Annotated in this window: 21 protein-coding genes and 2 pseudogenes; 15 read left to right on the top strand and 8 right to left on the bottom strand. The window is 42.4% G+C overall.

What is annotated here, in order from left to right; all coding sequences use genetic code 11:
• Positions 1-613: 613 nt before the first annotated feature.
• A complete protein-coding gene (locus tag KA717_08705) occupies positions 614-1201 on the top strand; it encodes a diheme cytochrome c (protein UXE62775.1) in 588 nt (195 codons plus the stop codon).
• Positions 1202-1568: 367 nt separating this feature from the next.
• Here KA717_08705 and KA717_08700 read toward each other — a convergent pair whose 3' ends face one another.
• Together KA717_08700 and KA717_08695 are read right to left on the bottom strand one after the other, a co-directional pair.
• On the bottom strand, positions 1569-1895 hold the full coding sequence (locus KA717_08700) for a hypothetical protein (GenBank protein ID UXE62774.1): 327 nt from the start codon (positions 1893-1895) through the stop codon (positions 1569-1571).
• Positions 1896-2108: 213 nt separating this feature from the next.
• Positions 2109-2402 (bottom strand): hypothetical protein, encoded by a 294-nt coding sequence (locus tag KA717_08695; protein UXE62773.1) that lies wholly within the window; start codon positions 2400-2402, stop codon positions 2109-2111.
• Positions 2403-2832: 430 nt separating this feature from the next.
• On the opposite strand from KA717_08695, the gene KA717_08690 reads away from it, so the two are divergent.
• A complete protein-coding gene (locus tag KA717_08690; protein UXE62772.1) occupies positions 2833-3501 on the top strand; it encodes a cytochrome b6 in 669 nt (222 codons plus the stop codon).
• 68 nt (positions 3502-3569) lie between these two features.
• A complete protein-coding gene (gene petD / locus KA717_08685) occupies positions 3570-4052 on the top strand; it encodes a cytochrome b6-f complex subunit IV (GenBank protein UXE62771.1) in 483 nt (160 codons plus the stop codon).
• 76 nt (positions 4053-4128) lie between these two features.
• Here petD and nfi read toward each other — a convergent pair whose 3' ends face one another.
• Complete coding sequence (gene nfi / locus KA717_08680) at positions 4129-4800, bottom strand: deoxyribonuclease V (GenBank protein UXE62770.1); 672 nt, start codon at positions 4798-4800, stop codon at positions 4129-4131.
• A gap of 36 nt (positions 4801-4836) precedes the next feature.
• A complete protein-coding gene (locus tag KA717_08675; GenBank protein UXE62769.1) occupies positions 4837-5850 on the bottom strand; it encodes a GDSL-type esterase/lipase family protein in 1014 nt (337 codons plus the stop codon).
• Positions 5851-5949: 99 nt separating this feature from the next.
• On the opposite strand from KA717_08675, the gene KA717_08670 reads away from it, so the two are divergent.
• Positions 5950-6402 carry a GtrA family protein gene (locus KA717_08670; GenBank protein UXE62768.1) on the top strand — a complete coding sequence of 151 codons (453 nt, stop codon included), beginning with the start codon at positions 5950-5952 and terminating at the stop codon, positions 6400-6402.
• Here KA717_08670 and KA717_08665 read toward each other — a convergent pair.
• The gene (locus KA717_08665; protein UXE62767.1) at positions 6399-7433 is read right to left on the bottom strand and encodes a thiamine phosphate synthase; all 1035 of its coding nucleotides are present in this window, start codon (positions 7431-7433) and stop codon (positions 6399-6401) included. The genes KA717_08670 and KA717_08665 overlap by 4 nt on opposite strands.
• A gap of 63 nt (positions 7434-7496) precedes the next feature.
• Here KA717_08665 and KA717_08660 point away from each other — a divergent pair, with 63 nt between their 5' ends.
• Positions 7497-10064, top strand: coding sequence for an O-antigen ligase family protein (locus KA717_08660; GenBank protein UXE62766.1), 2568 nt, complete (start codon positions 7497-7499; stop codon positions 10062-10064).
• A 285-nt stretch (positions 10065-10349) separates the two neighbouring features.
• Here KA717_08660 and KA717_08655 read toward each other — a convergent pair whose 3' ends face one another.
• Positions 10350-11417: an ISAs1 family transposase gene (locus tag KA717_08655; GenBank protein UXE64600.1), complete on the bottom strand. Its 1068-nt coding sequence runs from the start codon at positions 11415-11417 to the stop codon at positions 10350-10352.
• 79 nt (positions 11418-11496) lie between these two features.
• On the opposite strand from KA717_08655, the pseudogene KA717_08650 reads away from it, so the two are divergent.
• Both KA717_08650 and KA717_08645 read left to right on the top strand, forming a co-directional pair.
• Positions 11497-12778 (top strand): annotated as a pseudogene (locus KA717_08650) (ISKra4 family transposase).
• Positions 12779-13061: 283 nt separating this feature from the next.
• Entirely contained in the window at positions 13062-13295 is a 234-nt protein-coding gene (locus tag KA717_08645) for an Rpn family recombination-promoting nuclease/putative transposase (protein ID UXE62765.1), read from the top strand.
• 19 nt (positions 13296-13314) lie between these two features.
• Here KA717_08645 and KA717_08640 read toward each other — a convergent pair.
• A pseudogene (locus KA717_08640) lies at positions 13315-14596 on the bottom strand (ISKra4 family transposase).
• 112 nt (positions 14597-14708) lie between these two features.
• On the opposite strand from KA717_08640, the gene KA717_08635 reads away from it, so the two are divergent.
• The 7 genes from KA717_08635 (at position 14709) to KA717_08605 (ending at position 21342) form a co-directional block, all read left to right on the top strand.
• The gene (locus KA717_08635) at positions 14709-15320 is read left to right on the top strand and encodes a DUF2887 domain-containing protein (protein UXE62764.1); all 612 of its coding nucleotides are present in this window, start codon (positions 14709-14711) and stop codon (positions 15318-15320) included.
• 132 nt (positions 15321-15452) lie between these two features.
• Positions 15453-15899: a hypothetical protein gene (locus tag KA717_08630; GenBank protein ID UXE62763.1), complete on the top strand. Its 447-nt coding sequence runs from the start codon at positions 15453-15455 to the stop codon at positions 15897-15899.
• Positions 15900-18053, top strand: a complete 2154-nt coding sequence (locus tag KA717_08625; protein ID UXE62762.1) for a tetratricopeptide repeat protein — start codon at positions 15900-15902, stop codon at positions 18051-18053.
• Between the two features lie 315 nt (positions 18054-18368).
• Positions 18369-18605, top strand: coding sequence for a hypothetical protein (locus tag KA717_08620; GenBank protein ID UXE62761.1), 237 nt, complete (start codon positions 18369-18371; stop codon positions 18603-18605).
• Positions 18606-19425: 820 nt separating this feature from the next.
• On the top strand, positions 19426-19905 hold the full coding sequence (locus tag KA717_08615) for a hypothetical protein (protein ID UXE62760.1): 480 nt from the start codon (positions 19426-19428) through the stop codon (positions 19903-19905).
• A 13-nt stretch (positions 19906-19918) separates the two neighbouring features.
• Positions 19919-20398 carry a cupin domain-containing protein gene (locus KA717_08610; protein UXE62759.1) on the top strand — a complete coding sequence of 160 codons (480 nt, stop codon included), beginning with the start codon at positions 19919-19921 and terminating at the stop codon, positions 20396-20398.
• A gap of 263 nt (positions 20399-20661) precedes the next feature.
• Complete coding sequence (locus KA717_08605) at positions 20662-21342, top strand: PLDc N-terminal domain-containing protein (protein ID UXE62758.1); 681 nt, start codon at positions 20662-20664, stop codon at positions 21340-21342.
• A 165-nt stretch (positions 21343-21507) separates the two neighbouring features.
• Here the strand turns inward: KA717_08605 and KA717_08600 are convergent, their stop codons facing one another.
• A complete protein-coding gene (locus KA717_08600) occupies positions 21508-21972 on the bottom strand; it encodes a pentapeptide repeat-containing protein (protein UXE62757.1) in 465 nt (154 codons plus the stop codon).
• Between the two features lie 141 nt (positions 21973-22113).
• On the opposite strand from KA717_08600, the gene KA717_08595 reads away from it, so the two are divergent.
• Complete coding sequence (locus tag KA717_08595) at positions 22114-23007, top strand: alpha/beta fold hydrolase (protein ID UXE62756.1); 894 nt, start codon at positions 22114-22116, stop codon at positions 23005-23007.
• Positions 23008-23017: the final 10 nt, after the last annotated feature.

Below are 23017 nucleotides of genomic sequence, written 5' to 3'. Positions count from 1 at the left end.
GCTTACTGGTAAAAGCGATAGGTGCTGACTGGGGAGTTCCCCAGCATTGGTGTCAACTTAATGTGTAACTCTTGCTGATTAGGGCTTTGAAACTACTTTAGGGCTTGCTGAATAAGTCTGCAAATCGAACCTAGATGCCACAGGGCGCGAAAAATGGTGACTTCAGAAATCAGTTTCCGATTTTAACCCACAATTTTCTAGCAAAGTGCATGGATTTTGAGCCTTCAAATGCCATAAGCTTGCACCTAATCGTGTTCAAAATGGCTGAAAAGCTTATCTGATAAAGGTTCTGCCTTTATTCGGCAAACCCTACTTTAGAGCATCTCATTGAGCCTTATTTGTAAGTACTCGGAGATAGACCCCTTGATTAGTGGTTGATTGATAATGGGTTACGCGATGCTAACCCATCCTACGATGCTTATTTAATCAGGGTTTTGGACTAAGTTGACACGAATGGTTCCCCAGACCCCCAGACACGATTTTTGCCCTGCCGCACAGAAAAGGGTGATCAATATAGCTCAACTAGGCACAGCAATCGCTACGCTAAATCGTGTTTAGAATAAAATAGATCAAATTAAAGTTTCTTATAAGTATAACCCTGAGAGTTTAGACTATGTTGAAATTGACGCGATCGCTGTTCACAACATTATTACTCTTGATGCTGGGATTGGGAATAATGGGACTTGGTTGGGGATTAGCCCAGGCCCTAACGCTTCCTGTCGTGGCAGTTTCCGTTCCTCTGCTGGCAGATAATACACCGATCGCGCCCCCTCCCCCCAAATCTTCAGAGATCAAAAACTCCCTACTCGTTGATCCGGTTCCCACCCGTTATCAGCCAGGCTTAGATGCTTATCTCGAAAATTGCGCCAGTTGCCATATTGCCATTCCCCCGGAAGTTTTGCCGACAGAAAGCTGGAGAGAAATTCTGCGTCGTCCTGATAATCACTTTGGCACTGTTATTCCCAACTTCAATCGCTTAACCCAATTGCTGATCTGGGACTATGTCAGTACTTTTTCCCGCGTCTTACCGCCCGATACTCCTGTCCCACTCTATGCAGAAAAATCTCGTTATTTCCGTGCTTTACACCCACGAGTGCCGATTCCGGCTGATATGACCGCTAAAACCTGTATTGTCTGTCATCCTAATGTGGCTCAGTTTGATTTTCGGACTTTAACGCCAGAATGGAATGATGCACCTTAAAGTCAAGAAAATACCGTCAGCCTTCATGGTAGAAAAGCATAGTGGTAATGCAAAAAGAACATGGTGGTGGCAAATTCGTAATCCATGAGACAAAAAGACCTCGTTATCCTGCTTAAGTTAGATCACATATTAGATCACAGAACCCAGTGAGGTTCAGATACAACGCCCCATTACCCTTAGTCAGGGCGAGGGATCGAGGCTAAAGCTATGACAACCGCATTAGAAATCACCAGTAAACTGAACAAAATCGAAATTAATTCAAGAATTTGGAGCAAATCCTAAAGCTCGTTAATTCACAACTCCAGGATTTTTCTCCTCTGCTTCAGTACTAGTTGTTATCTAGAAAGAGAGGTCTTCTTACCAGATCTTAATTGAGAGGAAAGCGACGAATAATTCGTTGGGATTCTCCCATTTGTTGATCTTTCAGTTCTAAGGATTGATTGAGGTTTTTGACCCTGATATTGTAGGAGTCCTCGGAAATTTCATAGACATTTTCATCAATCCCACTGCCATCATCTCCTCCCACACCTCCCAGCCACAGAGAAGCATCTCGGCTCAGGCTTCCCTTTAAATCCTGGGCATTCCCTTCCGAAATAACTAAGGGTTTAGGATTAGTAATCACTAACGGTTCAACCGAATAAGCATTAGATGTAGAAAGGGGGACAATGCCAATCCCGAAACACACACACAGCAAGGCTGATCTTGAAGAGACCATCCTGCCAGATAACCCAAAAAAAGTAGCCATAAAAATACCAAAGTAGAGGTTGAAATTGGGCAGACTAACCACTCCTCTGGTAATCAGCTACCATTTACACCACCAGGTCAACCAATCAGAGCCTAGAGAAAATCACGAAGTCTATAATTTTAAGTCGTAACTCAAGTGATTTTCTTCTGGGTAATCACAACCTTAGGCGGGTTTGCGACTACCACTCAATTTACCCTTGGCCGCATTGGGATCAACGGGGACAAACTCTAAGTGGTTAAATAAGGTCGTCACAAAGGCAAATAACAGGAATGGTAAGGTCAGAACGAGAACTAAACCAACGGTAGCCAAGGCATAAATCTGTCTAGTACTACTCCAAAGCCCTAAAGCCGTTGCCAAAGAAAGAAAGATAACAATTAGCCAAATGATAATTTGCCCATAAATGTCTCCGAAGGTCAGAGTACAAACCATTTGGTATTTGGGAACGTCTTGATCCATTGTGAGTATCCTTATCAGTTGCTTAGAGAAAAGGGAGCGTCAAAATTAGGATGACAAAATCCTAGGATTAGGATTGTTCCTAAATTTTAAATGATTCTTTCCGCTTCTTGAGAATCCTTAAGAGAGACTTAACAATACTTGCGAAAATCCTCTTTTTTTGACATTCAAGGGCGATCGCCTGCTCAGAGACTCGTTATTAACTCAGTGCGTTTGTATGTTGAGGACATAAAATGGGGACTTCTTCGCGATCGCCTCGGATCAGGGTCGTAAAGTTGTGTTACATTTTTTAATGAGTTACTCTCATTTTTCTACGCCTGTAGGTTTACCTATTCTCTTAGATAACCTGTCATCGTACGCTATATATATGCGATTTTGACTCCCTTGGGGGTCAACCCTGAACATTTACAATCCTTAGAGAAGTCTAGCTTCAATGTTTTCTAAAGAAGTCACCGAATCAAAAATCTTTCAATGGTTTAATGACCGTCTCGAAGTCCAAGCGATTTCCGACGATATTGCCAGTAAGTACGTTCCTCCTCACGTCAATATTTTCTATTGCCTTGGGGGAATTACGCTTACTTGTTTTCTGATCCAGTTTGCCACTGGGTTTGCTATGACTTTCTACTACAAGCCCACCGTAGCAGAAGCCTTTACCTCTGTTCAATACATTATGAATGAGGTGAATTTTGGCTGGTTAATTCGTTCTATTCATCGTTGGTCGGCCAGTATGATGGTTCTAATGATGATTCTGCACGTTTTTCGGGTTTATTTAACAGGAGGCTTTAAAAAACCTCGTGAGTTAACCTGGGTCGTTGGGGTTATGCTGGCGGTGACAACGGTATCCTTTGGGGTAACAGGTTACTCCTTACCTTGGGATCAGGTCGGTTATTGGGCTGTAAATATTGTTTCCGGTGTTCCGGCTGCCATTCCAGTAGTGGGGGATCAACTTGTCACCTTGATGCGAGGCAGTGAAAGCGTAGGTCAGGCTACCCTAACCCGTTTTTATAGTCTTCATACTTTTGTGCTGCCTTGGATAATTGCTGTCCTACTGTTAACCCATTTCCTCATGATTCGTAAACAAGGTATCTCCGGCCCCTTGTAAATCTCTTACTCTAGTGATAGTGAGTACTGCAATTTTTCTAACCCTGGTGATTAAAGGAGAATACACCGATGACAATTATCAAAAAGCCTGATTTAAGTGATCCCGATTTACGGGCCAAACTGGCTCAAGGCATGGGGCATAACTACTATGGTGAACCCGCTTGGCCCAATGACATTCTTTATATGTTCCCTATCTGTATTATGGGCGCGATCGGACTGGTAACGGGTTTAGCGATTTTAGATCCCGCCTTGATCGGGGAACCCGCAAATCCTTTTGCCACTCCCTTGGAAATTCTACCCGAATGGTATTTATATCCAACCTTCCAAATTCTGCGGATTTTGCCCAATAAATTGCTGGGAATTGGTTGTATGGCGGCCATTCCTTTAGGACTCATGTTGGTTCCTTTTATCGAAAGTGTGAATAAATTCCAAAATCCTTTCCGTCGTCCTCTGGCTATGACCATTTTTCTATTTGGCACAGCCGCCGCTATTTGGTTAGGAGCCGGAGCTATTTTCCCGATTGATAAATCCTTAACCCTGGGACTATTCTAAAATTTTTGCTGTTTAGCTAAATTTTTCCTTAACTCCTGCGCCTTTTTGATGGGGCTGTGGGAGTTTTTTTATCTCATCAAATGGCAAGATGGGGATTTTTACTTAACTTATCGGCTAAACGAGTGGGTTCGGGTAAGCGATACCGAGTTAAGGTTTTCTGTACATAATCCATCGCTGTCTCGATACTAATTCGGTGGCCTGGCGAAATATATAAGGGCTTAACCTTTGTCCGCGATCGCAACACGGCTCCTAGTCTTTCCTGATGCTCCCAGAGCGGAACCCACTCCCCTTTTTCAAGAGGTACAGCAGAATGAGTCCCGATTAAGCGAGATTTAGCCACACCAATGGTCGGTTTATCCAGTAATACGCCTAGATGACAAGCAATGCCAAAACGGCGAAGATGGGCTAGGCCTTGACCATCACAAAAAATTAAATCAGGTTGGTTTTGTAAGCTTTCTAGGGCTTTTAAAATGGCTGGAATCTCTCGAAAAGAAAGAAAACCAGGGATGTAGGGAAATTGGGTTGGAATTTCGGTGATCGCTGTTTCTATTAAGGTTAAATCGGGATAGGTGAGGAGAACAACAGCCGCTCTAGTCAGACTGCCTCGTTGGGGCAAAGCAACATCAATGCCAGCAATAATGTGGGGAATGTCGAATTGATCATGGATAACGACTTGCGTCCGAAGACTTTCTTGAATTTGCTTGGCTTCTGAGACGGATTGAACAGGAGAGAACGTTTCAATAGACATTGCATAGGCCTTTTTAAGAGAAACCCAGAGTTGTTGCTAATAGTGATTTTGATGATTTTCTGTAATAGTTTGACTAATAACATTGCTGACCCATTGATTGCCTTGAGAACTTAAATGAATGGTATCTCGGTACAGAGAATCTGGCTGTTTTATAGGTTGAAAAAGCGGTAAAAAATCAATCCAGATTATCTTATTTTTCTGGGTGAAATTCTCTAATCGTTCTCTAGCAGTCTTTTCATAGTCTGGAAAGCGACTGTTATCGACTTGGCGTTTAAGGGGCGTAAGAGCTAGGAGAAATTGGCATTGGGATTGTTGGCATTGTTTTTGGATTTGCTCAATCGCGGTTAAATTGTAACCAACACGATCGCCTTTTTCGGCCAGAACTTGGGCCAGCCCTGAAATCTCTACCGGTTTTCTAAGTCGTGAAGGCCAGAGTGTTTGTATTAAATCTCCTAAGGCCGATGATGGTTGACTTACCGGATAATGGGGATCGAGACCCACCGCTAGAGAAGTTGGTGCGATCGCAAAAAGATCGTCACTATTGAGTAATAAAACCAACCATTGCGATTCAAAAATACCAAAATGTTCTAGGTAGGCTTGCTGATTACGGGGGCCCCAGGAGTTGGCAGAGGCGTTCAAAACTTCTACCGTCTTAAATTGCGGTATCTGTAAAGCCTTTTCTATCAGGGCTGAGATGGTTTCCTGTTGATCTGTCCACCAACCGCCATTAGCAATGGAATCTCCCAGTAACAAAATGCGAAGGGTATCAGGTTCTCGATGAACGGCGATCTCTTGATTCCGCATCGAATACTGGTTAATCACAAATCTCCGTCCCAGTCGCTGAAATGCTTGATCAGGAGCCAGTAAATAACCAATGTTGGGATCAGGGATATAGAGTAGCCGCCGCCCTAAACCGAGTCCCCAGCGCAGTAACAATTCCACCAAAACTAGGCCTAGGAATAACCAGCCCAATAAGCGAGGGAAAACTGACAACTCAAAATGGTGAATCCAGTCCATGAAGTACTGTAAAATAGCAAGAGCAGAGAGCATTGATGATGTAAACTCAAAACTTCACTAGATTAACTCAACCCAGCGAAGATCAAATTTTAGTCTAAACTTTCTTAATTCAGAACACCAGGGTACTAATTCATGAACTTATCCCTCAAAGGCTTGGCCAATAATACTGTCGTTCGTTGGTGGATTGTCGGCATTGTCTTTATGGTGGTGAATATTGTACTTCTAGACTGGTTTAAAAGTGTTTGGGGAATGTCTCTTTCCTGGGCAACGGTTTCCTCCGCCGAGCTTTGTACAATCGCCAGATACGTCATTAATGATACTTGGGTTTTTGGCAATCCTCACCCGACCTGGAAACGCTGTTGGGAATACCATGTCGCTAATTTCAGTAGTTTTTTCCTCTGGAGCTTCATTATTATTGTACTAGGCAACAAATTTCATCTAGATCACCGTCTGGCCGCCGTACTGGCTACTGTTGTTTCGGTAAGCTGGAGTATGGTGACAAATTTCCTCTGGATTTGGCGAGTCAAACCTCAGTCTTCAGCAATCTCAGAAGAAGAAATCGAATATTCTCATCATTCCCATTAGCAGGAATTTTGGCTTAACTGCTGTAATAAATCCTGGGTTACTTGGGTCGGATTCTCAGCATTCATAATGGCCCGCACGATCGCCACTTGAGTTGCCCCAGCTTTAATCACTTCTCCCATATTTTCTGCATCAATGCCCCCGATCGCAAACCAGGGAATGGATGCGTTTTCTTGGGCATAGCGAACATAATCTAAGCCCGTTGCTTTTTTACCTTCTTTAGTCGGTGTTGCATAGACTGGCCCCACCCCAATATAGTCCGCTCCTTCCGCGATCGCCTTGGTCATTTCGGTGGGATTGGTCGTAGAACGGCCAATTAAACATTGAGGGCCCAATAATTGACGAGCCATCTTAATCGGTAAATCCTGTTGACCTAAATGAACACCATCGGCATTGATCGCTAGGGCCAAATCGACCCGATCATTGATGATCAATAGAGCCTGATATTGATGACATAATTGACAGAGTTTTTGGGCAAGATCTAAACGGAAATAATCCTCCGTATTTTTATCTCGATATTGAACTAATCTTAAACCTCCTTTTAAGGCCGCTTCGACAATCTCTAAAATTCTTGCTGAAGGCGAAGTCACTAAATATAAAGAAGCCGATTTTAGCTGAACTAAACGACCATAGGATAATAATTGACTTTCGAGCGTATAAACCTGATAACGTAACTTTTTAAAGGCAATTCCCATCGACGGATTGAGGAGTTTTCCGTATTCTTCTAAAACCCGTAATGCTTCCTGTACTCGACAGATATTAGCATGGAGTAATTGCTCAATATTTTCACGACTTTCTTCCTGGGGATGGGAAAGTTCTGTCCCCACATCGCCCATCGTATCTCGTGCTAATCGAAAACTGGGATCATGCCAACGGGCCAATTCCTGTCGCATTTGTTTACAGCGATCGGCTAGTTTCACTTCTTGCCAACCAAAACGACACCATTCTTCAATAATGCGTAATCCTTCCCTGGCACGGTCTAAATTGGCATCTAAAATACGAGCGATCGCCCTGGGATGGGATGAAAGATTCATAGGTTACGAGGGATAAATACAGCCAAGAAACAGGCACAATAGGAATGTTATTAATGATAAACTATGACCTCTTCTCCTTCCAAATCTGCAAGTGTCGATAAAACAACGGCCCAAGGTCGTCTGCTGGCAATATTGACGGCGGCCTTCTATGGACTATTTACTCTACTACCCAATAGCAATAGCTTGATGGTGGTTTGGCCCTGGGTTTTTATTTGGCAGATGGCTCTCCTGACTCCCATGCTTTGGTTACTCTGGCAAGTGGGCTTAGGAAGACGTTTTCATGGACTGGGCAAGCGATGGGATGCGATCGCCGTTTTAGGCATTGTCGGTTTACTCGTCGCTAACCTGGGAGCAGAATTTCCGAATCAAGCACATTGGTATGGCTGGGCTGCGTTGGGAGTTTTGGCAGCACTTTATGCCCTCCACCATTGGTTATGGAATCCCCAGGAGCCAGCCCTAATTGAAGCGCGACGAGACAGCTTGTTAGTTAAACAGGGTTATCTCAGTTTCGCTTTCATCATCCTGAGTTTACTGCTTTGGACAACACAAACCCTGATTCCCTATCTCACTCAAAGCCAAAAATTTCAGGAACTAGGCGTGAATTTAAGCTTTAGTTTTTCTAACTTAGAATTACGCAATTGGGCTCCCATTGGTCATCAAAATTATGTAGCAGGTTATTTAATTCTAGCCTTGCCTCTCTTTGCATTATTAGCAATTTCAAGCACAGGAAAACAGCGATTACCCTGGTTAATAGCATCGGTTTTAGGATTGGTTAATCTTTATACCACAAGTTCTAGAGGTGGTTTAATTGCTCTGGGAGGGTTGATTCTTTGGGGATTGGTTGGTATTGCTATTCACGGGAAACTGAATCGCCGTTGGTTAATCATAATTGCCACAAGTATTATTACTGTTATCGGCATTTTCTTGATCACTAATGATCGCTTTAAAACAGATTTAAGCCAAATCCTTCAAGGTCTGGGATCAGCCGAATTAAGCTATCGTTTTTTAAATGCTGTCATTGCTTGGCGTATGGGCAGTAGTCATCCCTGGACAGGCGTGGGGTTAGGGGGTGTTCCCTTGCTTTATCAAAAATATCGACCCTTTTGGGCTGGTCGGGATTCAGAACTTATTTATCAATTACATAGCACTCCATCCCAATTGTTTGCAGAAATGGGAATTTGGGGACTGATGATTCTCACGGTCTTAACGTTTGTTTTAATTTATTCTTTGGGGCAATGGTTAAAAAATTACAACTCCTCGTTGAAGCATTTTGTCGCAGTTTGGAGTATAAGCGGAGCTTTATTGGCCTACGGTATCATGAGTATTACAGACTACCAATTAGATAATCTGAGTATTAGTGGGCTGCTTGTCATTTATTGGGTAATTTTAATTAGCTATTTTTCTGAATCGAATCAAGTGATTACGCCTGATGCTCCTCCCCAAAAAGTCGCGTTACCTTTAACCTATGGAGGATTAGCTCTCATTTTAGCGGTCAGTATTTGGCTATTTCCCATTCAACGGGCTTGGCAATTATCCAATTTAGGTTTTTCTGCCTTAACCGCTAAAAAATTACCCGCTTTTGTCAACTATCTTAGCCAAGCCAATCAATTAGCTCCTTGGGAAGCGTATTATCCCTTTCAATTGGGTTGGAATCTGGGTGATCTGGCTCTAGCTGCCCCTGATCAAATTAGCCAAAAACAGTTAAATCAAACAGCGATCGCCTGGTTTCAAAAAGGAATTAAAGTTTCTCCTTACCAAGAATTTGCCTATAACAATGTGGGTTGGTTGCAATTAGGAACCGATCCGGCTAAAGCCTCTCAAGATTTTGCTAAAGCGTTAACCCTCGTTCCGGCCAAACGGGGCGTATTTTATGCCCTCGGCATTAGCTTATTAGCTCAGAAAAAAATAGATCTAGCCATTCAAGCCTTTAGTTTAGAATGTTTACGCGACCCGCTTTTTATCACCAGTCCCTTTTGGCGAGGGCCATTACTAAAAAGTTTTGCTCCCCAGGTTTTCACTGAAGTTGGGATGCGATTAAATGAACTCATCAAGAACGCAGAGAGTCAAACGCCTAAAAACATGGCATTAATCAGTCTTTTGCATCAAATTCGGGGCGGCTTATTTTGGTGGCAAGGTAATTTTCCTCAGGCAGAAAAGGATATTAGCCAATATGGAACGCCAGTTAGTCAAGGGCTAATGGCAATTAGTCAGGGTAAATCAGCAGATTTAAAGACGTTATCGCAATTTGCCAATCAAATCATTACTGCTTGGAATCATCCCTCTGAACGTTCTCAACGCTTTCAGCAGGCTTGGATTGAAGCAACACAAACCCCTCTTCCTGCTGAGTTAGAGCAACAGTTAATTTTATCCATGCAAGCATCGTCGAATTTGCATCAATGGTTAACTCAAATGTCACCCGTATTACAGTATCGGCGGGAAAGGCTTGGTTTTGGGGTGGTGAGCCGCCATATTGATGGCCCTAATCCCAAGGACTTTTTTCTGGTAGTAGATAATCTGCCCATGACGCTTTGGTTTAATGAGCTTTTTCCGTCTCCTTTCTATGATCCTGAATTTGATCGAATTTTGCAACCTGAACGGGAAAAATTATTGCAGCAAGTTTTAGAAAAATAACAGGAAGAAGTGATTTTAAAAACTAAATTTTGGCTAATTTTTACGCTGATTTTTATATAAAGATTTAGGTTAATTTATCTTGTCCTTCTTCACTTTATCTCAGTATTAATTGGCTCTTTTGGACTAGTATTGCGATCGCGCTCTGCTTTTCCCGTCAAACCGTGATTACCTCTTAATCCTGTAAACAGCGATCGCCTTGGATTTTGAGAGCTTAAACAGCGATCGCGGTTTTACGCAAAAATCTGATCGCAAATCATCGCCCAAGCTTTTCAGGGCAAACGCATCTTATCCGAGTAAAACCTTAAGGAGATAGTCCTCGTCCCAACCAGCGCGTAGCCGTTTATTCTTGATACCAAGTTTCAGAGTATTTTCCTTTGTGAGCAAGTTAAGAGCGATATGGCGTAAGACGGCTAAATTCTCAGGAGCAAAATCCTTACGAATGCGACAAGCATCCTCGTTGAAGGCCAAGTCTAGAACCCAATGTAAAGAGTTTTCTATCAACCAATGACTACGAACAGATTGGGATAATTTTTGAGCATTACTCGGCAGGCTACTGATATAGTAGCGAGTCTCATACTCTGTTTTGTCTTTCAATCGTCTCTCCGCTTTAATCATACAGATGCTCGTCAACTTTGCCCATTTCTCCCCACCCAGCAAAAATTCTGTTTGTTCCATCGTCCAGCAACGGCGAATTTCAATCCGTCCATGTCCCTTGTCTATTGTTTGATGAAAATCATGCTTAATTCCCACAAAATTAACCGATTGAGCATGAGCAAATAATTGTTCAACATCCTCACATAAATTACCTTGATTGCCTTTCAATGCCAAAACATAATCTCCCCCTCGCCCTACTATCTGTTGGGCAATCTTTGTCTGAGTTCCCATGGCATCAATCGTTACGATACAACCTTTGACCTCTAGCATTTTCAGGAGTTTAGGAATCGCCGTGATTTCATTCGATTTGCTTTCCACCTTGCACTGTCCTAGTACTAGACGATTTGCTGTTGCCCATGCACTTACCATCTGAATTGCGCCCTTTCCGTTGGCATTGTCATAGGAGTGGCGAAGGGTTTTGCCGTCAATCGCTATCACTTCTCCTTCACTTACCTCCGCTATACTTTTGACCCAATGCAGAAAACAGTCTTGAAATTGCTCTGGATTCAGACTAGCAAATACACGCGCAAACGTATCGTGGGAGGGGATGCCATTCGGCAATTCCAAAATTTTTTTTAGCCATTGATGTTTAGCCTTGCCGAAACTTTCCATGGCTACCCAACCTTCTGCTCCACAAATGACGGCTAAGATGGCAATCGTTAGAATATCAATGAGTTTATGCCGTTTTGTTCGTTCGATGCGAGGGGTGTGACCTTTAGTTGATGAAGGAAAAGAAAAGTGTTAACATGAGATGAAAAGTGACAAAGAGGAAACAATGATGACAGCAAAACTAATTAATGTAGAGGGTTCAAAGATAAAAATAGAACTAACATTAGAACTCAGTCGTTCAATGTTGGATACAGAAATAAATATTCAAAAAGGCTTAAACGAAGTAGGTTGCATCGCCAGCAAAGAAGCCTTGAAATATTTAGATACAGATGGTTCACCCTTAAAAATCGGTGAAGAAATCTGGAAGAGTAAGGGAGAGCAACCGAAAGAATATCAAACACCTTATGGTGAGGTTATAGTGAATCGTCATGTATATCAGCGTTCACCTTTGAGGAAAAACGTATTGCCCCTTAGAAAGAGAAGCAAGGATAATCATAACATCAACGCCATTATTGGCAAAACAGGTATCCTCAAAAATGTCAGGGATGGCAGGCAAAGAGGTGAAAAATGATTTATTAGAAAATCATGGTAGAAAAGTAGCGCTATCCTATATCCAAAGATTGAGTGAAGCAGTAGGAAGTGTGGTACAGGCAAAAGAAGAAGCGTGGAGTTATGCCCCGCCCAAGGAGGATAGCCAAATTGCAACAGTGGGAATAGGATTAGATGGAACCTGTATGCTGATGTGTGAGGATGGCTACCGTGAAGCAATGGTGGGAACCGTTTCCCTATACGATAGTGAGGGAGAACGTCAACAGACAATCTATCTAGGTGCGGCACCAGAGTACGGAAAAAAGAGTTTTCTAGAAAGATTGGAAAGAGAAATTGAGCGAGCGAAAAACCGTTATCCAGAGGCAAAATTTGTCGGTATAGCAGATGGTGCAGAATCAAATTGGAAGTTTTTAGAAAAGCAGACGGAAGAACAGATATTAGATTTCTATCATGCCTCTGGTTACTTAGGAGCGTTGGCAGAAGCGTTGCATCCGAATACCGTGTCAAAACAAAAAGAATGGTTGACTGAAAATTGTCGAGAACTCAAGCATGAAAAAGGAAAAGCAGGAGAACTGCTAAATCTGATGAAAGAAGTCAAAGAAGAAAAAAGTCATTCTAAGAATCTTACCGAGAAACTACAAGCGGCGATTACTTATTACGAGAATCATCAGCATCAAATGGATTATGCTGAATACTTAGAGAAAAAGTATCCGATTGGTTCAGGTGTTACGGAAGCAGCTTGTAAGACGTTGGTCAAACAACGATTATGTTGTTCAGGAATGCGATGGAAGGAAAAAGGAGCAGGAATTATTTTGAGCCTACGAGCTTTGGTATTGACCAAGGAACGATGGAGTCAATTTTGGGCAAAACTTGATCAATATGGGTTCCCTGTAGAACCCTGATTACAACAGCTTTTATCAACTAAAGGTCGCACCCGATGCGAGGGTCATCTATTTCGGCAAAGTGTTCTACCAGTCTATATTTGGGTCGGAGTTTCATCGCTTTTGTTTTCTATGCACTTTCCCTTATTTTCCCTTATCCATCCCTCTATAATGTTCTTGTATCTGTATCATTTTTAGATGCGTTCGCCCTGCCAAGCTTTTCAAAAAATAATAGAAACTAATCTTAGAGGAGGTACAATGAAATATTGATTGCCTTTTTTGTGATCTGCCCTTCTGGGATACTATGCGTACTGACACGATCTTTTACCAATTATTCCTAACCTTTAAGCCTCTGCTGTTTGAACTATTAGGAGAGCCGATCGTTAATGCTGAATATTATCAGTTTACGTCTAGGGAGATTAAGGAAAAGGCTTTTCGTTTTGACGGAATTTTCATACCAGATCGAGAAGATAAGCCCATCTATTTTGTTGAGGTACAATTTCAAAGTAAGTCTGATTTTTATGGGTGCGACCTTTAGTTGATAAAAGCTGTTGTAATCAGGGTTCTACAGGGAACCCATATTGATCAAGTTTTGCCCAAAATTGACTCCATCGTTCCTTGGTCAATACCAAAGCTCGTAGGCTCAAAATAATTCCTGCTCCTTTTTCCTTCCATCGCATCCCTGAACAACATAATCGTTGTTTGACCAACGTCTTACAAGCTGCTTCCGTAACACCTGAACCAATCGGATACTTTTTCTCTATGTATTCAGCATAATCCATTTGATGCTGATGATTCTCGTAATAAGTAATCGCCGCTTGTAGTTTCTCGGTAAGATTCTTAGAATGACTTTTTTCTTCTTTGACTTCTTTCATCAGATTTAGCAGTTCTCCTGCTTTTCCTTTTTCATGCTTGAGTTCTCGACAATTTTCAGTCAACCATTCTTTTTGTTTTGACACGGTATTCGGATGCAACGCTTCTGCCAAGGCACCTAAGTAACCAGAGGCATGATAGAAATCTAATATCTGTTCTTCCGTTTGCTTTTCTAAAAACTTCCAATTTGATTCTGCCCCGTCTGCTATCCCGACCAATGTTGCCTCTGGATAACGGTTTTTCGCTCGCTCAATTTCTCTTTCTAATCTTTCTAGAAAACTCTTTTTTCCATACTCTGGTGCCGCACCTAGATAGATTGTAGGTTGACGTTCGCCTTCACTATCGTATAGGGAAACGGTTCCCACCATTGCTTCACGGTAGCCATCCTCACACATCAGCATACAGGTTCCATCTAATCCTATTCCCACTGTTGCAATTTGGCTATCCTCCTTGGGCGGGGCATAACTCCACGCTTCTTCTTTTGCCTGTACCACACTTCCTACTGCTTCACTCAATCTTTGGATATAGGATAGCGCTACTTTTCTACCATGATTTTCTAATAAATCATTTTTCACCTCTTTGCCTGCCATCCCTGACATTTTTGAGGATACCTGTTTTGCCAATAATGGCGTTGATGTTATGATTATCCTTGCTTCTCTTTCTAAGGGGCAATACGTTTTTCCTCAAAGGTGAACGCTGATATACATGACGATTCACTATAACCTCACCATAAGGTGTTTGATATTCTTTCGGTTGCTCTCCCTTACTCTTCCAGATTTCTTCACCGATTTTTAAGGGTGAACCATCTGTATCTAAATATTTCAAGGCTTCTTTGCTGGCGATGCAACCTACTTCGTTTAAGCCTTTTTGAATATTTATTTCTGTATCCAACATTGAACGACTGAGTTCTAATGTTAGTTCTATTTTTATCTTTGAACCCTCTACATTAATTAGTTTTGCTGTCATCATTGTTTCCTCTTTGTCACTTTTCATCCCATGTTAACACTTTTCTTTTCCTTCATCAACTAAAGGTCACACCCATTTTTATTGGGAGTTGATTGCCGAAATTAATCTCTATTTGAATCAATATAAACCTGTTCAGGATTGGAAAGCCGTCGCTCTTTTTGCCCAACGCCGTTTTGAGGTGACATCTTTGACTCTTTACCAACAGGACTTGATTAATAGTGGTCGGATTATTCCTATCTATTTGGAGGATGTTTCATCGGGTTCTATTGGAGTCGGATTAATTCAGTTAATCCTTACTCAAGATGTTCAAGCTCCTGTTTTAGTCCAACAATTATTAGAAAGAGCAAAAACAGAAATTGCTGATCCCTTAGTAACCCGCGATATTATAGATTTATTGGAGACGGTTTTGGTTTCCAAGTTTGCCCAATTAAGCCGAGAGGAGATTCAAGCGATGTTTTTATTGAGCGATATTAAGCAAACAAGAGTCTATCAAGAGGCTAAACAGGAGGGTCGTCAGGAAGGCCGTCAGGAAGGCCGTCAAGAAGGTGAAGCGCAGTTAGTTCTGCGTCTATTGTCTAAGCGTTTTGGCAAGATTAGCGATCGCCGTATTCAAGTTATTAATAGTTTGACGCTTGAGCAGTTGGATGATTTGGGGGAAGCTTTACTCGATTTTGGTGAGCTTGCGGATTTGGATAATTGGTTAACATCTCGGATTGGGGAATAAGAGGCGATCACACTTACAAAATCCATCCCCAAAAGCGATCGCCTAGTTTTTAATACAGCAGTTTAAGCAAAGGTTATTCTTTTTTAGAAAAAGCGGTATGATTTAAAGCAGATTCTAGTTTATAAGCCCATTATGGTAGAACCCTTAACGCTAACAGCATCGGTCATTGCTAATCTTGCTTTCCAAAAGTTTTTAGAATCTGGGGCAGGTGAATTAGGCAAAAAGTTTACGACGGAAGCGATCGCCGCGATGGATAGTTTGCGAAAGAAGCTTTGGGACAGATTGCGGGGCAAGTCGGAAAAACTGGATCAGGCTTTAGCTCAAGCAGAACAGGGAAACAAAAAGGCATTGGAAACCATTGCTAAAAACTTAGATGTGGCAATGGATGATGATCAGAATTTTGCCACAGAGATCAAAACCTTAGCCCAACAAATTCAGGCGGGAAAAATTCAAGACAATAGCAATATGACCCAAAATGTCTCAGGCGATAACAATACCAATATTCAAGCCAAGGCTGAACAAGGAGGAACAGCTTACAATGCCCACAGTATTACTATCAATCACGGTAAGCCTGATTGAGTGGAGTCGTCTGAGAAGGGAGAGCGGACAAAGTTAAAGTCTCCCTACAAGTTACCTGTTCAGAATCCCAATTTTGTGGGACGGCAAACGGATTTAAACACACTGCACGATCGCCTACAGGAAACTAAACGGTTAGCGATTACGGCGGTTTCGGGTATGGGTGGTATTGGTAAAACGGCGTTGGCTTTGCAGTATGCCTATGAACAGGCGGATTTTTATGCGGAGGGTCGGTTGTGGTTGACGGTGGGGGCAGGTTTTGCGGAAGAAATTGTCAGTTTTGGCCGATCGCCGTTGCAGTTGGGGATTGATGAAGGGTTAGCGATCGCAGAAAAGGTGCGGGCTGTGTGGCAAAGCTGGCCAGGGGACAGTCCCGTTTTGATTGTGATTGATAATGTCAATAAAGAGCAAGATTACAGCGAGATTCAGCCATTTTTGCCGACGGATGCTCGTTTTAAGGTCTTGGTGACCAGTCGCATTAAGTTTGCTGGCGTGTCGGATTTACCGTTGGATGTGTTGCCGTTGTCGGAAGCGGTGCAGTTATTAGAAACTTTAGCGGAATCGGAGCAACGGGTTTGGGAAAGGGGATCGGCGGAAGTTCTCTGTGAGCGTTTGGGGCGATTACCCTTGGCGATTAGTTTGGTGGGCAGTTATCTCAGCAATGATCGGGGTTTAACCTTAGCCGATGTCACCCAGCAATTGCAAGCTAAGGGTTTAGAGACGGGTTGGCTGAATCAGGCTGATCCCTCGGTGGCAGAGCGGGGTTTAAAAGCGGCGATCGATTTATCCTGGGAGATTTTGGAGTCAAGGGTTCAGGATTTTGCCTGTTTTTTGAGTTGGTTTGCCTATGCACCGATTCCTTGGTATTTGGTAGAGTCGGCGATCGCTATTTTAAATGAGCCTAAACCAGAGAATAGTTTTTTGAAAAAAGTTTGGAATTTTTTGAATAAACCTCTTTTTAGCCAAAGTTCCCATTCTTTAACAACCCCAATTCCCAAGGAGCAAACCAGTCCGCTTAATACAGAAAAATTAAATTTTATTAACTCAGATTTACAGGATTTACGTCAAATCTTAATCCGTTTTCATTTTCTTGAAATTGAAGATAACACGCTTCCGAGTTATAAAATTCATCCGCTCCTTCAGCAATATCTACGGGGGAAAGCGACCCAACAAATTGATCCCGATTATCGAAAAGGTTTAGTCCAAGCCATCATCCAAGAAGCCCAAAAAATTGAATATCGTTCAACAGTGCAACAACTCGAAGCCCTGCGTCCTGCCTTACCCCATATCACCGAAGTCGCTGAAGTTTGGATAGGGGATATTATGGATGAAGATAATATTATTCAACCCTCTAACCGCCTAGCTTATTTTTATGAAAACCTGGTAGATTATCCCCAAGCCGAATATTGGTATCAAAAAGCCCGTACTATCGCCCAAGATCGGCTCCCTGCCCAACATCCTGCTATTGCCACCACTCTCAACAACTTGGCATTACTGTACAAATCGCAAGGGAAAGATAGCGAAGCTGAACCCCTTTACCTAAAAGCCTTAACCATCGGTCGAGCCAGTTTATCGCCCAATTCTCCCCTATTAGCCAGTTACCTCAACAACTTGGCATCACTGTACTATTCGCAAGGGAAATATAGCGAAGCCGAACCCCTTTTCCAAGAAGCCTTAGCTATTGATCGAGCCAGTTTACCGCCCAATCATCCCTATTTAGCCAGAGACCTCAACAACTTGGCATTACTGTATGAATCGCAAGGGAAAGATAACGAAGCCGAACCTCTTTACCAAGAAGCCTTAAGCATTGTTCGAGCCAGTTTACCGCCCAATCATCCTCAATTAGCGACTCACCTCAATAACTTGGCATTACTGTACAAATCGCAAGGGAAAGATAACGAAGCCGCCCCTCTTTATCAAGAAGCCTTAACCATTGATCGAGCTAGTTTACCGCCCAATCATCCTGAATTAGCTACAGGGCTCAACAACTTGGCAGAACTGTACCGAACGCAAGGGAAAGATAGCGAAGCCGAACCCCTTTTCCTAGAAGCCTTAGCTATTTGTGAGCAAAGTTTAGGAATTGATCATCCCAATACGGTTACTTGTCGGAGAAATTATCAGCTATTCCTACAACAAAAAGAAGAGCATCAAACGTAGGGTTTTGGTCTCCAAATCCTCTCCCCTCCCAGTATCAGGATTTTTAGGATGATAGGATTAGCAGGATGGAATGGGGCGATCGGGATGATGGAGGAGAAGGGGAGGATGGGGAAGAATAGGGATGATGGGGGAGAGGGGAAGAATGGGGAGGATGGTGTTTAATTGAATTTGTTATATTGGCCCACCAAAATAGACCTCTTACAGATTCAAGAAAGTCCCCCTTTTTAAGGGGGATTTAGGGGGATCAAACGCCATTGTGCAAGAAGTCTAATCTAATCCTGAAAATCCCCTAATCCTTTATCTAGACAAACAATTATGACAACCGCCAATCTCCAAATCTCCCTAAACTTTAATCAAGTTTTAGAAATTGTTCAACAACTCTCAGATCAAGAAAAACTACAACTCAATCAAGCCCTTACCAAAGACCTGATTAATAAAAAATCAACAGGATTTCTCGAAGACTTCAAAACCGATGAATTGTCCTTAGAACTGATTAATCAAGAGGTTGAAACGGTCAGAAGTGAAATATATGCCCAAAACTCAAACGCCTAAAATTATTATAGATACCAATCTTTGGATCAGTTTTCTAATTGGAAAATCTTTCACAAACTTAAAGTCTTTAATTGTTGTGCAAGACATCTATTGTCCAAGGGCGAACGCAATTCGCCCCTACAGAAGGTTTTGTGAAAATCGTAGGGGCGCAAGCTTGCGCCCAAAAGTAGCAAAATTAATCTGTACAATGCTGATTCTAATTTTCTGTAAAAGAGCGATTATCCCTAACAAAAGATAAAAAAGCGATCGCAGATTACAAAGAATAAAACGCGATCGCCCTCACCCTATTGAATTTAAACATGCGATCGCCCTTCTACTGTTGTTAAAATTTTAAAAATGCAGGGCAAACGCATCTAAATTCTAGACTCCTTATCTGATAAGACTTTCAGCGTTTCATAAAAAACCAATCATGATCTCGGAAACCCTTATCCAGCCTACCTTTCAAAAATAAGATTCGTTCGCCCTGCCTCTATCATTGAAGGGAAACCAACAATAGTAAGTGGATCTCTGTGAACTATGAATAAGAATTCCCCGTTGTTCACGCGGGGGAGTATGTCAAACTCATATTCATGCCAATTAACTGATGATTTTAACCGAAATCCTTATACAGCAAGGGTTTTAGGCGTTGATGAAATAACTTAGCATAGTACATGCCGATGAATCGTGTTCCTTCACGACTTTAAGCTATGATCAATCCAAAGAAAACGGCTAACCTTCACGGGTCTCTCTGCGTTATTGCGAGGACATTGGGGCGATCGCCTCTCAAGGGGCAAACTTTTGATCTAGCCAAATTTTCTATTGATTAACAGGAGCGAATACAATGACTGGGCGTGGTTCAACTGATATCAAAGACAAAATCTTTGGGGCAATGATGTATATCATCCCTCTACTAGATGCCTTTATGTTTGGCAAATTCCTTTTCAACCAATTTCCCGTTCTCGCCATTATCTATCTTCCCATTGAACCGCTTCTGAGTTTTTATTATCAATTTCCCTTTGCCTCATTTATTGTTTTCTTAGTACTGTTCTTCGCGGTCGTCAGAAACGACAAAATTTCCCACTTTATTCGTTTTAATGCCATGCAAGCAATTTTAATTGGCATTTTGCTGTCTCTCTTTGGCTTAATTCTGCAAACTATCTTACCTGCTTTAGGAATTGGGCTATTAACCGAGACCCTATTTAACTTCGCCTTTCTTGCTACCCTGGTCGCCAGTTTCTATGGCATTGTCCAATCGGTTTTAGGACGTTACGCTGAAATTCCTACCATTTCTGAAGCTGCTTATTCACAAGTCCGTTGGTAAATGAGGTAGTTCAATGGATGAACCCGCCATCCCCATTGCATTGACGGCCCTAGAGGTTGCCCCCCGAACCAAACGCTCCAATTATCCAGAACCTTTTGCTTCCAGAATAGTCGGTCGAGAGAAACGGAATTTGGGTGATTTGTTTGGACTTGCCAATTTCGGAGTCAATCTTACGAGTCTTTTGCCTGGTGCTATGTCAGCGTTGCGTCATGCCCATTCTCAGCAAGATGAGTTCATCTATATTTTGCAAGGCTTTCCCGTACTGATTACGGATAGGGGAGAAACTCAACTTTCGCCTGGGATGTGCGCTGGGTTTAAAGCCGGTACGGGAGATGGCCATCATTTGCTTAATCGTACCAGTGAAGAAGTGATTTATCTGGAAGTGGGCGATCGCAGTGTGGGAGATTCGGTAGTCTATCCCGATGACGATTTGCAAGCGATTTTCGTTGCTGGGAAATGGCAATTCAATCACAAAGATGGTTCGCCATACTAATTTAAAATAGGAACAGCTTTGTTAACCTATATGTCCTAATTAAGTAAACAAAAGAATCGGCTTATCTCTGAGAGTTTATTTAGAGAAAATCAGAAAATAAAGTGATAATTTTAAAGTGAGATTAATATTAGTTAATATATAGCCGTTGCCATAATAGTTAGGACATTAACAAGGGGCTTAAGCCCCTTGCCCCAAAAGTTTGAATGTCATAATCAAACTGTCCATTGCTATACTTTCAATGTTTATAAAAGGAGTTTAAACCCTTGCCTCTATTGATCTTGAATGTCAATTTCTTACGTCCCCTTAGCTTAACTATTCTTTGGGTGAGTTTACTGGTCTATGCTTTCTTTTTCGCGCCCCCTGATCATCCAGAAACCCTAACTCTCATTATTAATTTATCCACTGGCCAATGGCAAGGAATCAATGCTTGGATTATTACCCTATTTAATCTCATGGGAATTTGGCCTTTTTGCTATGCTGCTATTCTATTTGCTGACGGGCGTGGACAGAAAATACCTGCTTATCCCTTTGTGATTGGTTCCTTTTTCCTAGGAGCTTTTGTCCTCTTGCCTTACTTGATTCTTCGCAAAGATAATCCCCTATTTACCGGCCCACTGGATTGGCAACTCAAACTATATGACTCTAAGATTCTAGGCGCAATTCTAATGCTGAGTGCGATCGCCTTAGTTAGTTTTGGATTATGGCAAGGAGATTGGAGTGATTTTGTTTTTCAATGGCAAAACAGTCGTTTCTTAGCGGTAATGAGTATGGATTTTTGCTATTTATCTTTTCTCTTTTCCGTTCTACTTAAAGATGATCTACGCCGTCGCAATATTAACGTTAAGTGGCCTTGGTTTCTACTCGCATTTATCCCCTTATTTGGCCCCTTAACCTATTTGCTGCTACGTCCAAATTTGCCAAATTTAGCGATCATTAAAGATTAAAGTAAGCAGAAATTGTGATTATGCCAACAACCCTTGTCACTTTAAAATCAAACAGAACAGTATTAATATGGAACGGACACCCTGCTACTCGTCTATGATGAAGCTGAGACAAGATGCCTGTTCCACAAAAAATATTGCTTGTTAAAGCTTGTCGCTTCTCAATTGTTAGGGCGTTTCTTCACCACCACCAATACCAATTCCCGTATTAAAAATATTGGTATTATCAAGAATGAGTGCGACCATTGACGCTCCTTGAACATCGGTATCATAGAGTTGAGCTTGGCTGAGATTGGCCCGATCTAAATTCGCCAAGGTCATCGTGGCATTAGTGGCAAAGGAAGCAGTCAAATTTGCCCCTTCTAGATTGGCTCCGGTGAGATCGGCCCCTTCTAAATTGGTCTGGATCAGGTTTGCGCCCTTGAGGTTGGCATTGCGGAGATCGGCTCCCAATAAATGCTGGCCACTGAGATTCGCACCGGATAAATCACAGCCCTGGCATTCACCCGTTTTGAGTAACTGCTCCACTTGCTGGGGATTGGCGGCCTGGAGAGAAGGATTGAACCCAATGGCGGCTAACACGGCGATCGCCAGGGATGCTTTTGAGAGCATAGCTAAGGGATTAGCGTTCATGGTTTCTAAAAGATCTTGTCTCGTTAAGGATTAAGTGTCTGAATCCAGGGGACGCACGAAAATAGCTGCTTGTTTCAGGATGGGAAATGGGGAAAAATAACGTTAAGATATTAATTACACTTCTTAACATTTCTTTACATTATGCAAGCGACCTCCCTTAGTCTTACGGAACAACTGAGTGGCACTCACTGGCAATGGCGAGGTTATTCTATCTACTATGTACAGTCGGGCCAGGCCCATTCTCAACGTCCCCCTCTCTTATTAGTTCACGGTTTTGGGGCTTCTACTGACCACTGGCGCAAAAATATTGTTGAGTTACAAAAGGATTTTCAGGTTTGGGCGATCGACTTATTGGGCTTTGGGCGATCGGCTAAACCGGATTTGGCCTATGGGGGAGACCTGTGGCAAGAACAGTTGACGGATTTTATTCGAGAAGTCATCGGTAAGCCTGCTGTTATTGCCGGTAATTCCCTGGGAGGTTATGCGGCTCTTGCGGTGGCAGCCAATTCACCAGAACAGATAGCCGGTGTTATTTTGCTCAATAGTGCGGGCCCCTTTCAAGAAAGTCGGGTTAATTTGGAGCCAAATTGGTTACAGAAACTCGGCAAGCTAATTTTGTTACAACCCTGGGTTAGTTATCTGCTTTTTCAGTATGTTCGTCGTCCGCGCAATATTCGTAAAACCCTGGAAAAGGTTTATGTGAATCAAGACGCAATTACTGATCGCCTAGTCGCGGAAATTTATCAACCCTCCTGCGATCGCGGAGCCGCCCAGGTTTTTGCCTCAGTATTTAAAACTCCCCAGGGAGAAACAGTCGATCAACTGTTAGGGCGTTTACAGGCTCCTTTATTAATGATTTGGGGAGAAGGAGATCCCTGGATGCGAACGAGGGAACGAGGAGAAAAATTCCGTCAGCACTATCCCCAATTAACAGAGCATTATCTCAATTCAGGTCATTGTCCCCATGATGATACACCTGAGTTAGTGAATGAGTTAATTCGCAATTGGATACTCCTAGGGCGTGTCATCAATTAGGGGTGTTGAC

It is taken from the genome of Woronichinia naegeliana WA131, assembly GCA_025370055.1.
Lineage (GTDB): Bacteria > Cyanobacteriota > Cyanobacteriia > Cyanobacteriales > Microcystaceae > Woronichinia > Woronichinia naegeliana.
The sequence above is the reverse complement of the archived record's forward strand: the minus strand, read 5'-3'. Positions and strand labels throughout refer to the sequence as shown.